This is a genomic window from Ruegeria lacuscaerulensis (genome assembly GCF_013031245.1).
In the GTDB taxonomy this organism is placed as follows: Bacteria; Pseudomonadota; Alphaproteobacteria; order Rhodobacterales; family Rhodobacteraceae; genus Ruegeria; species Ruegeria lacuscaerulensis_C.
The window spans coordinates 1-11,308 of the sequence record NZ_WPZL01000061.1; the positions used below are offsets into that span (position 1 = coordinate 1).

General features: G+C 55.5%; 9 protein-coding genes. 8 read left to right on the forward strand and 1 reads right to left on the reverse strand.

Annotated elements, in window-relative coordinates:
* Positions 1-105: 105 nt before the first annotated feature.
* Positions 106-1,320 (reverse strand): NADP-dependent isocitrate dehydrogenase, encoded by a 1,215-nt coding sequence (locus GOX66_RS24620; protein ID WP_170766424.1) that lies wholly within the window; start codon positions 1,318-1,320, stop codon positions 106-108.
* A gap of 253 nt (positions 1,321-1,573) precedes the next feature.
* On the opposite strand from GOX66_RS24620, the gene GOX66_RS24625 reads away from it, so the two are divergent.
* The 8 genes from GOX66_RS24625 to GOX66_RS24660 all read left to right on the forward strand — a co-directional run.
* Positions 1,574-3,208, forward strand: coding sequence for an acetolactate synthase large subunit (locus tag GOX66_RS24625; RefSeq protein ID WP_170766426.1), 1,635 nt, complete (start codon positions 1,574-1,576; stop codon positions 3,206-3,208).
* Positions 3,209-3,222: 14 nt separating this feature from the next.
* Positions 3,223-4,377 (forward strand): iron-containing alcohol dehydrogenase, encoded by a 1,155-nt coding sequence (locus GOX66_RS24630; RefSeq protein ID WP_170766427.1) that lies wholly within the window; start codon positions 3,223-3,225, stop codon positions 4,375-4,377.
* A 9-nt stretch (positions 4,378-4,386) separates the two neighbouring features.
* Positions 4,387-5,217 carry a poly(R)-hydroxyalkanoic acid synthase subunit PhaE gene (locus tag GOX66_RS24635; RefSeq protein ID WP_170766429.1) on the forward strand — a complete coding sequence of 277 codons (831 nt, stop codon included), beginning with the start codon at positions 4,387-4,389 and terminating at the stop codon, positions 5,215-5,217.
* Between the two features lie 12 nt (positions 5,218-5,229).
* The gene (phaC, locus tag GOX66_RS24640; RefSeq protein ID WP_170766431.1) at positions 5,230-6,333 is read left to right on the forward strand and encodes a class III poly(R)-hydroxyalkanoic acid synthase subunit PhaC; all 1,104 of its coding nucleotides are present in this window, start codon (positions 5,230-5,232) and stop codon (positions 6,331-6,333) included.
* A 7-nt stretch (positions 6,334-6,340) separates the two neighbouring features.
* Entirely contained in the window at positions 6,341-8,257 is a 1,917-nt protein-coding gene (locus GOX66_RS24645) for an acyl CoA:acetate/3-ketoacid CoA transferase (protein WP_170766433.1), read from the forward strand.
* Between the two features lie 5 nt (positions 8,258-8,262).
* Positions 8,263-9,177, forward strand: coding sequence for an alpha/beta fold hydrolase (locus GOX66_RS24650; protein WP_170766435.1), 915 nt, complete (start codon positions 8,263-8,265; stop codon positions 9,175-9,177).
* A gap of 11 nt (positions 9,178-9,188) precedes the next feature.
* Positions 9,189-10,673 carry an NAD-dependent succinate-semialdehyde dehydrogenase gene (locus tag GOX66_RS24655; protein WP_170766437.1) on the forward strand — a complete coding sequence of 495 codons (1,485 nt, stop codon included), beginning with the start codon at positions 9,189-9,191 and terminating at the stop codon, positions 10,671-10,673.
* A 57-nt stretch (positions 10,674-10,730) separates the two neighbouring features.
* The coding region (locus GOX66_RS24660; protein ID WP_237212775.1) for an AMP-binding protein at positions 10,731-11,308 on the forward strand (578 nt) is incomplete at its 3' end.

The window sequence follows — 11,308 nt, forward strand, 5'->3', positions numbered from 1 at the left end:
GCGGCGTGTCCTGGCGCTATCCTGTCCAACTTTGATCGGCATCTGTGACCTCCCTAAAAGAATTGGTAACCGGGTCGCATGGGTGTGCAGACCTTTTAGCGCTACTTATGCCGTGAAGGCTTTGTTCAGGTTTTCATCGATTTTTTCGAGGAACCCGGTGGTGGTCAGCCAGCCCTGATTTGGACCGACCAGCAAGGCGAGATCCTTGGTCATGAACCCACTTTCGACGGTGTCGACCACAACACGCTCGAGGGTTTCGGCGAAGTTGAGCAATTGTGCGTTGTCATCCAGCTTGGCGCGGTGCTTGAGGCCGCCGGTCCACGCGTAAATCGATGCGATGGAATTGGTCGAGGTCTCCTCGCCTTTCTGATGCTGCCGATAGTGGCGCGTGACCGTGCCATGAGCTGCTTCGGATTCAACGATCTTGCCATCCGGTGTCATCAGAACCGAGGCCATCAGGCCTAGTGAGCCAAAACCCTGCGCTACTGTATCGGACTGAACGTCGCCGTCATAGTTCTTACAGGCCCAGACATACCCACCGGACCATTTCATGGACGATGCCACCATGTCGTCGATCAGGCGATGTTCGTACCAGATACCTTTTTTCTTGAACTCGGCTTCGAACTCTTCCTCGAAAACCTGCTGAAACAGATCCTTGAAGCGACCGTCATAGACTTTGAGAATGGTGTTTTTGGTCGAAAGATAGACCGGCCAACCCAGGTTCAGACCATAGTTGAACGAGGCACGGGCAAAATCGATGATCGATGCATCGAGATTGTACATGGCCTGCGCCACCCCGGCAGCCGGTGCATCGAACACTTCGCGTTCGATGACATTGCCGGATTCGCCAACGAATTTCATGGTCAACTTGCCGGGTTCGTCAAAATGAAAATCCGTTGCACGGTATTGATCGCCAAAGGCATGGCGGCCAACCACAATGGGTTTAGTCCAACCCGGCACCAGACGCGGTACGTTCCGGCAAATGATCGGTTGGCGGAAGATCACGCCACCCAGGATGTTGCGAATCGTGCCATTGGGCGAGCGATACATGCGTTTGAGGCCAAATTCTTCCACGCGGGCTTCATCTGGCGTAATCGTGGCGCATTTGACGCCGACGCCGTGCTTTTTGATCGCTTCGGCCGCATCCACGGTGATCTGGTCGTCAGTTTCGTCCCGGGATTCAATGCCTAAGTCATAGTACTTAAGGTCGATATCCAAATAGGGAAGGATCAACTTGTCCTTGATGAACTTCCAGATAATTCGAGTCATCTCGTCGCCGTCAAGCTCGACAACCGGACCGTCAACTTTGATCTTCGTCACAAGAACCTCCTCCATCGGCATTTCGGGCACAGCCTAATTGGTGAAACTGACAAAAGCCTGTCGCGAAGTTGAATTCGTAAAAAATCACCAGCAAACCATCGGTTTCAAAACGGAATGCGTAATAATTGAACTTTCAGATGCGAAATTTCGCAACGTGACAGCGAAATGTCAGCATTGCGCCCTTACGCTGGGAAAAGTGGAAGATTTTCACCGCCACCGTTCTACGGTCGCGGTTCAGCTTGGGGAAACGCCAATGAAGGCTGCAGAACTTTTCGTCAAATGTCTTGAGAACGAAGGGGTAACCCACATCTTTGGTGTGCCCGGCGAAGAAAATATCGACGTCATGGACGCGCTGATCGACAGTCCTATCGAATTTGTCACAACGCGTCACGAGCAAGGCGCGGCCTTCATCGCAGACGTTTATGGGCGTTTGACAGGCAAGGCCGGTGTTTGCCTGTCAACGCTTGGTCCCGGGGCAACGAACCTTGTGACCGGTGTTGCGGATGCCAACATGGACAGGGCACCGATTGTTGCGATCGCGGGTCAGGGCTCGACAGCGCGTCTGCACAAAGAAAGCCATCAGATCCTTGATCTGGTTAATCTGTTCGAGCCAATCTCGAAATACTCAACCCAAATTCGTATCCCGGAGATCATTCCGGAAATCATTCGCAAAGCGTTTAAAACTGCGCAGGCGGAAAAGCCGGGCTGCGCATTCATTGATCTGCCGGAAAACATTGCCGGTGCATCGATCGAAAAAATGCTGCCACTGAAAGTGCAGGCCGCGGTGCCTCCCACTGCCCCCATTGGGAAGTGTGCCAGTGTGGCTGAAATCGTCAACCAGGCTAAGGCGCCGGTCATCATGGCTGGTAACGGCGTGATCCGTGATGGTGCCTCGCGGGCTTTGGTGGATTTTGCTGAAAAGCTGAATGTGCCAGTAGCGACGACGTTCATGGCTAAAGGTGTAATTCCCTCGAGCCATCCGCTTAGCTTGGGTACCATCGGTCTGAAAGCGAAAGATTTGGTGTCTTTCGGATTTGCCGAGGCCGACCTGATCATTTGTGTTGGCGTGGACATGGTGGAATACCACCCGGCCCTGTGGAACCCGAACCGCGATAAAAAGATCATTCACATCGACGACAGCCCCGCCGAGGTGGACGCGCACTATATCGTCGAGGCCGGTGTTATCGGCATCATTCAAGATTCGCTGGAACGTATCGCGGCCAAGGCACGTCGCCGTCCGGACACTCAGATCCACAAGCTTCACGAGATCATCCACAGGGAGCTGGCTGAACATTCGGAAGACACTGAATTCCCGGTCAAGCCGCAAAAGATTGTCTGGGATCTGCGGCAGGCGTTGGACAAGGAAGATATCGTAATCTCGGACGTGGGCGCCCATAAAATGTGGATGGCCAGGATGTATCAGGCCGAAGCCCCCAATACCTGCATTATCTCGAACGGGTTTGCCTCGATGGGCATCGCTCTGCCGGGCGCAATTGCGGCCAAAGTCGCTTACCCCGAGCGTAAGGCTGTAGCGGTTTGCGGCGATGCCGGTTTCATGATGAACAATCAGGAGATCGAGACAGCCGTTCGAATGGGGCTGGACCTGGTCATTCTGATTTTCAACGACAGCAAGTACGGCCTGATTGAATGGCATCAGGAGCGTCACTTCGGGCGTGCGACCAAGATCGACTTCACAAACCCGGATTTCGTCAAATTCGCCGAGAGCTTTGGTGCCAAGGGGTATCGGGTTGAGTCGACCGAGGACCTGTTGCCAACCTTGCAAGAGGCGCTTGGCGACGGAACGGTTTCGATCATTGACTGCCCCGTTGATTACAGCGAGAACATGAAGCTTACCAAGAAGCTTGGTAGCCTGGTCTCGCCAATCTGAACGGAGTTGCAACAATGAAGTCATTTAGCTTTCAAACAACTCGTTCTGTGCTGGCTGAAGTTGGCGCCACCGGTAAAATCGGAGAGATACTGGCAGCGCGAGGGTGTCGGAAGATTGCGTTCGTGACCGATGCCATGATCCTCAAGCTTGGTCTCGCGGATGCAGCGCTTGACGGGTTCAAGAAGGCTGGCCTGGACGTCTGGACGTTTTCGGACGTCCAGCCTGATCCGCCTGAGTCCATGATCCTCGATGCGGTCGACAGGGCGCGTGCTGAAGGCGTGGACGGGGTTGTGTCGGTGGGCGGTGGATCGTCGCTTGATACCGCAAAGCTGATTTCCATCCTGCTCAATACCGATCAGCCCATTTCCGAAATGTATGGCGTTAACCTTGTAAAAGGAGAGCGTCTGCCACTGGTGCTGGCCCCCACCACGGCGGGAACCGGATCAGAAGTTACCCCGATTTCGATCGTCACGACCGGCACCAACGAGAAAAAAGGCGTTGTCGCGCCTCAATTGTTGCCCGACTGGGCCATTCTGGACGCGGAACTGACTGTCGGGTTGCCCGCACCGGTAACGGCCGCAACGGGTATCGATGCGATGGTGCACGCGATCGAGGCCTTTACGTCAAAGCGGCTCAAGAACGTTGTCTCCGATTGCCTTGCCAAACAGGCGCTGGAACTGTTGGGGGCCAATATCCACAAGGCCTGTTTCACGCCTGAAGACCGGGACGCCCGGGCAGAAATGCTGTTGGGGTCGATGCTGGCCGGGATCGCGTTCACCAACGCGCCCGTGGCGGCCGTCCATGCGCTGGCATATCCTTTGGGCGGGCATTTCCACATCCCGCACGGCCTTTCAAACGCGTTGGTTCTACCCTATGTTCTTGAATACAACATGCCGGACGCGACGGGTATGTATGCCGACCTTGCACCCATCATCTTCCCCGAGCTTTCCGGCAAGTCTGAGGCCGCTCGTGCGGAGGGCATGGTTGAAGGCTTTATCAAGCTGGGCCCCGAACTGGGCATGCAATCGCGCCTGAGCGAGCTTGGCGTCAGCCACAACAATTTGCCGCTGCTGGCCTCTGACGCGATGAAACAGGAACGCCTGTTGATCAACAACCCGCGTGAAATGACGGAAGAAGCGGCACTGGCAATCTACTCCAAGGCACTTTGAGGTACTCGAATGGCCGATGATCCTTTCTCCGTGAATCCTTATTTCAACAGCTGGCTGAAATTTCAGAACCAGCTCCTGAAATCGCAGGAACCGTTTTGGAAACACATGGCAGCCGCGACAGCGACTAAGCCAGCCGGCGAACAACTGGCGGCGGCGGAAGAGCTGTGGGACGAAGCACGCAAACAAAGCCGGGACTGGATGAAAAACCTGCACGACCGGTTCCAGGCCAGTGCAGCTGGCCAGGACGGCATCAGCCAGGAAGTGCTTCAGCGGATGATGGATCCGAGCCAGTTTCTGTATGCGGGTTCGGACGAGGTCAACAAGACGATCCAGAAACTGGTCGAAGGTCCGGAATTCTCGGATATCGGCACGCTCGAACGTCAGGGGCTGAAAGCAACCCAAGAGTGGATCGCTCTGCGAGAGGCCAGCGCTGATTACCGTATGGTAACCGGCAGTGCCTGGACGCGCGCTTTTGAGAAATTCTCGGAAGAGATGCTGGGAAATACTGACCTTTGGAAGCAAGGCCCGGGTGCTGTTCTGAACCAGTGGCTGAGTGTTGCGAATGACGAGTTGATTGCAACGCAAAGAACGCAGCGTTTCCTTGATGCACAGCGCAAACTTTTACGGGCGGGCATCAACTATCGCTTGCGCGAACGCGACCTGATCGAAGAGTGGTGTGAAACTCATTCGATTCCAACCCGAACCGAAGTCGATGACCTACACAAGACGGTCTATCAACTGCGGCACGAGGTGCGTTCGCTCAAAAAACAGCTGGCGGACGAAAAAACGAAAAAGCGTAGCAACAGACCGGCCCCGGCTTCCAAAGCGACGCAGGAATAGGACGGAATTGCCATGGCAACCGATGAGACCTCTGAAAACCTTGTTGTCAAGGAGGCTATGGAATTCAATAAGAAATTCATGCGCGGCCTGGACGCGCTGTCGCGTGTAAAGGATGAGGATGTCGATGTAGGCGCCACCCCAAAGACCTTGCTGCTGGAGCAGGACAAGGTGACCTTGCACCGCTATGAACCGCTGGTGCAAGGTGAGGCGCTGACAGGTCCGGTTTTGATCGTCTACGGACTGATCGGACGATACACCATGGCCGATCTGCAGGAAGACCGGTCGCTTGTGCGCAACCTTCTAGGGCGCGGTGTTGACCTTTATGTCGTGGACTGGGGTCACCCGTCCCGGGCGGATCAGCATCTCAAGCTGGACGATTATATCGATTGGTATCTGGACGATTGCGTCGACCGGATTTGCAAAGAGGCGGGCGTTGACCAGATCACTCTGCTGGGGATTTGCGAAGGCGGGGTGTTTTCGTCAATCTATGCTGCACGACATCCTGAGAAGATCAAAAATCTGGTTCTGACGATTACTCCGATTGATTTTCACGGTGATCAGGAGGACGCGGATGAAACACATGGGTTTATCAACCTGTGGACCCGTAACCTTGAAGATGAAGATATCGACAAACTGATCGAAGCCTTCGGCAACTTGCCGGGCGAAATCATGGCCAGCGTTTTCCAGATGATGACGCCAGTGCGGTCGATGACCAAATACAATCTCGATCTGCTTGAGGCGGCATCTGACGAAAAGCGGCTGCTGAACTTTCTGCGGATGGAAAAATGGCTGGCCGACCGCCCCCATCACCCCGGAGCCGCAGCACGGCAATGGTTGATTGAGCTATACAAGGAAAACAAGCTCATTCGGGGAGAGTTGGAAATCTCCGGCGAGAAGGTCGATCTGGCCAATCTTACCATGCCGGTGCTGAACGTTTATGCCCTGCAGGATCACATCATTCCTCCTCCAAGCTCTCAGGCATTGGAGAAATATGTGGGCACCAAAGACTATACAGAGATCGCACTGCCCGGTGGGCATGTCGGCGTCTATGTAAGCGGCAAGAGCCAGGGCATCGTGGGCGAAGGCGTCTACGATTGGCTCAGGGACAGGCAGTGAGGATAAGATGATAGACGGGGTCGTTTCCTCTGAAGACGCCGTTTCCGTCATCCGCGATGGAGACACGGTCTGCGTTTCGGGTTTTGTCGGCGTCGGCACGCCCGACGAACTGCTGATCGCGCTGGAAAAGAGGTTCCTGGAAACCGGTCATCCGCGTAATCTGACGCTGGTTTTTGCAGCGGCCCCTGGGGATGGTGATACGAAAGGCCTGAACCGCCTGGCCCACCCGGGTCTGGTGAAACGGGGGATCGGTGGTCACTGGTCGCTGGTGCCCAAGCTGGCAAAAATGGCGGTTGAAGGTGAAATAGAGGCTTACAACCTTCCGCTAGGCTGTATCAGTCAGCTCTATCGTGAAATAGCCGGTGGTAAGCCCGGTATGTTGTCAAAAGTTGGCCTTCGGACTTTTGTCGATCCTCGGCTTCAGGGTGGTAAGGTCAACGACATTACGACGGACGATTTGGTTAGCGTCGAAGAAGTTGATGGTCAGGAATGGCTGTACTACCGGACATTGCCCATTGATGTCGCCTTGCTGCGCGCGACCACGGGCGATACGCACGGCAATTGCACGATGGAGCGCGAGGCGCTCAAGCTGGATGCGACCGCGATGGCGATGGCGACGCATAACTCCGATGGCGTTGTGATCGTGCAGGTCGAAAGGATGGCCATCCACGGATCGCTGTTGCCCAAACGGGTGATGATCCCGGGTGCGCTGGTCGACTGCATGGTGAAATCGCAGCCGGAAAATCACCTGCAAACCTATGCCACGCCCTACAATCATGCGTATTCCGGCGAATTGCGGCAGCCGCTGGCGGATGTCGATCCGATGGACCTGACGGAACGCAAGATCATCGCGCGGCGCGCAGCGTTTGAGTTGCCGCTGGGTGGTGTGGTCAATTTGGGCATCGGTATGCCCGAAGGCGTGGCGAATGTCGCCGCCGAAGAAGGGCTGCTGGGCAGCGTGACCCTCACCGCCGAACCGGGCGTCATCGGCGGCATGCCGCAGGGCGGGCTGAATTTCGGCGCCGCGCTGAACCCCGACGCCATTGTGGCGCAAAACGTCCAGTTCGACTTCTACGATGGTGGTGGTCTGGACATGGCCTGTCTGGGCATGGCCCAAACCGACCGATACGGTAACGTGAATGTTTCCAAGTTCGGGCCGCGATTTGCCGGAGCTGGCGGGTTCATCAACATATCGCAAAATGCGAGCCGTCTGGTTTTGGCCGGCACATTTACCGCCGGCGGTCTGAAGGTGGCGATCGAAGACGGGCAGCTACGCATCCTTCAGGAAGGTAAGTTGCAAAAGTTCATCCCCGATGTCGAGCAGATCACTTTTTCAGGGCAATACGCAGCCGAGACCAATCAGCCTGTTCTATACGTCACCGAGAGATGCGTTTTCAGCCCGACCAGAAAAGGGCTGGAACTGATTGAGGTGGCCCCCGGAATCGATATCGAACAGGATATCCTGCCAAATATGGGGTTTGAGCCTGTCATTAACTCTCCACGTGCGATGGATGCGCGCATTTTCCGCGATGAGCCAATGGGCCTAGCGGATGCGTTCTTTGCGGCGCCTCTCAAGGACCGTATTCGCTTTGAACCGAGTACCAACAAACTCGAAGTCAACTTCCGTGGCTACCGCATGACGGAAGCGGATGATCTGACAGAGCTGGAGGCCATAATCGAGCAATATTGCAAGGGCCTGGAAGGGCAGGTTGACTGTGTTGTTCACTATGACGGCTTCACACTCAACCCGGCACTGGAAGAAGCCCACAAAGACACCATCGCACGGCTGGAAAAACGCTTTTACAGATCGGCGCGGCGGATCACGTCGAATCCGTTCCAGCGTTTGCGGTTCGGACTTGAACTGGCCAAACGCGATGTCTCAACACGGATCAGATCCGGTGAAGTGGTGACCGGAACAGAATGAATACAATGATTATAAATGACCGGTTTGCGCACGCGACCCGGAGCGCGCCAAAACCGCAAAGATCCGGGCGGATCAAGTGCATCTCACGCCACGGGTTTCACGACCTGGCCTATGTGGACTGGGGGCGCAAAACCAGTGCCGAAAAGATTTTGTGTGTGCATGGGCTGACCCGAAATGGCCGGGATTTTGACGCGCTGGCGTCGCAGCTTTCGAAATCGGCTCGGGTGGTTTGTCCCGATCTTGTCGGACGTGGCAAAAGCGACTGGTTTGATGACGCTTCGGACTACCATCTGTTGCAGTACAATATGGACATCACCGTTCTGGCCGCCAAAGTCGGATTTGAGAAGTTCGACTGGATAGGCACGTCGCTTGGTGGCCTGATGGGGATCTCGCTGGCCGGTGTTAATAACTCTCCGATCCGGCGCCTGGTGATAAATGACGTCGGGCCGACGATTCCGACTTCTGCGTTGCACCGGATATCGAGATATATGGGTGGGGCCGAGTTCTTTCAGTCTCTGGACGAGGTCGAGGCGCATCTGCGCGAAACACTCAGCCCCTTTGGTCCGATGACCGATCCTGATTGGGCCCGTATGGCAGTGCACAGCTCGATAGAAACGGATCAGGGTCTGGTGATGCATCACGATCCGGGCATCATGCAGAACTTCCGGCGCTATTCAATGTTCATGCATTTCAGCCTGTGGAAATATTGGGACAAAATAACGTGCCCCGTCCTGATTTTGCGTGGAACAGAATCGGACTTTTTGACCGAAAGTCTGCTGACTCGAATGCTGAATCGCCTTCCCCATGCCGAGGCGATTGAGTTCGAGGGTGTCGGCCACACGCCTACGCTCAATGCTCAGAACCAAATTGAACCAATCCTTGAGTGGCTGGAGCGAACCCGCCCGGTCGCGGAAGACTAAAAGGATCTCTTATGACCGTCGCTCAGTCCTTACTTGATCGCTTGGATGACCCGACCCTGTTGTGTACCAATGCATTTATCGGTGGCGAACATGTCTCCAAAGGTGCGGATGGCGCGCATTTTGCCGTACACAATCCGGCGAATGGCGAAGTGTTGGCCGAACTGCCGGATCTGGGCGCTGAGGCGGTGAACACAGCCGTTGATTCAGCCTATGAGGCGCAGAGAGCCTGGGCGGCAACAACGGGCACACATAAATCCGACACTCTCAAGGTCTGGCATCGCCTGTGGGTCGAGAACGCCGATGATCTTGCCACGATTATGACTGCCGAACAGGGTAAACCGCTGGCCGAGGCCAAAGGCGAGGTTCTCTATGGCGCCTCATTTCTGGAATGGTATTCTGAAGAGGCCAAAAGAATTTACGGCGACACCATTCCCGGCCATCGTGAAGACACTCGGATATTGGTCTTAAAAGAACCTGTTGGTGTGGTCGGCGCAATCACGCCCTGGAATTTTCCCAATGCTATGATTGCCCGCAAAGTTGCACCTGCATTGGCCACAGGTTGTGCAATGGTGGCCAAACCTGCCGCGGAAACACCTCTGTCCACGCTGGCATTGGCTGTGCTGGCTGAACGGGCAGGCCTGCCGATGGAGCTGTTCTCTGTTGTCACCGCGTCGCGGGGTGCTCCGATCGGGGATGCCATGACGTCGAACCCCAGGGTCGCCAAGATCACCTTTACCGGCTCGACCGAAGTTGGACGGCAGCTTATGCGCCAGGGCGCGGATCAGATCAAGAAACTCGGACTTGAGCTGGGCGGCAACGCACCTTTCATCGTGTTCGAGGATGCCGATATCGACGCAGCGGTGCAAGGCGCTCTGCAATCGAAATACCGTAACGCGGGCCAAACCTGTGTGTGCACCAATCGTATCTACGTTCAATCCGGGATCGTAAAGGAATTTACCAAGGCGCTCGCCACTGCAGTTGCCGAGATGCAGGTAGGGGACGGTTTCGGAGAAAATGTAGACATTGGTCCTTTGATCAATGAGGCCAGTGTTCAAAAAGTTAGTGAACATATCGAAGACGCCGTTGTGCGGGGCGGTACCGTTGAAACGGGTGGGGAGACACATTCAGCTGGTCCGCTATTCTTCAAGCCAACCGTGATCTCCGGGGCAACTGACGACATGCTGATCGCGCATGAAGAAACATTTGGCCCCGTCGCACCGATTTTTACTTTCGACAACGAGGCGGAAGTAATCGAAAGGGCGAATGACAGCGAGTTCGGATTGGCTGGTTATTTCTTCTCACGGGACGTCGCCCGTGTTTTCCGGGTGGCCGAAGGTTTGAAAACGGGCATGATCGGTGTCAACACCGGCCTCATTTCCACCGCGGTAGCCCCATTCGGTGGAGTCAAGCAATCCGGCATTGGGCGCGAAGGCTCTCGTTATGGTGCCGAGGATTACCTCAACATCAAATACGTTTGTTTGGGTGGCATTACCTGAGAGTACTAGCATTTTTTTGCTTTGAAAAAATCTAACGCACGCAACAGGGAGAATATGATGGTCAGAAAAAACGTCTCACCACATGTCGATTCTGACAAGTACGATCGGATGTACGAGGCTTCGATTGAAGATCCTGTTGCGTTCTGGGATGAGCAAGGCAAGCGGGTCGACTGGATCAAGCCTTATACCCAGGTCAAGGATGTCAGTTATGCGTTCGGGTCTGTTGGCATCAACTGGTATGCCGATGGCACGCTGAACGTATCCGCCAACTGCCTGGACCGTCATCTGAAGGCACGCGGCGATAAGACCGCGATCATCTGGGAACCTGACGATCCGAACGACGCGGCGCAGCACATCACCTATGCCGAGCTGCACCGCCGCACCTGCCGGATGGCCAATATTCTGGAATCGATGGGCGTGCGCAAGGGCGACCGGGTGGTGATCTACCTGCCGATGATCCCCGAGGCCGCCTATGCCATGCTGGCCTGCGCCCGGATCGGTGCGATCCACTCGATCGTGTTCGCTGGCTTCTCGCCCGACGCGCTGGCGGCGCGGATCAATGGCTGCGACACCAAGGTGGTCATCACCGCCGACGAAGCCCCGCGCGGCGGGCGCAAGACACCGCTGAAATCCAA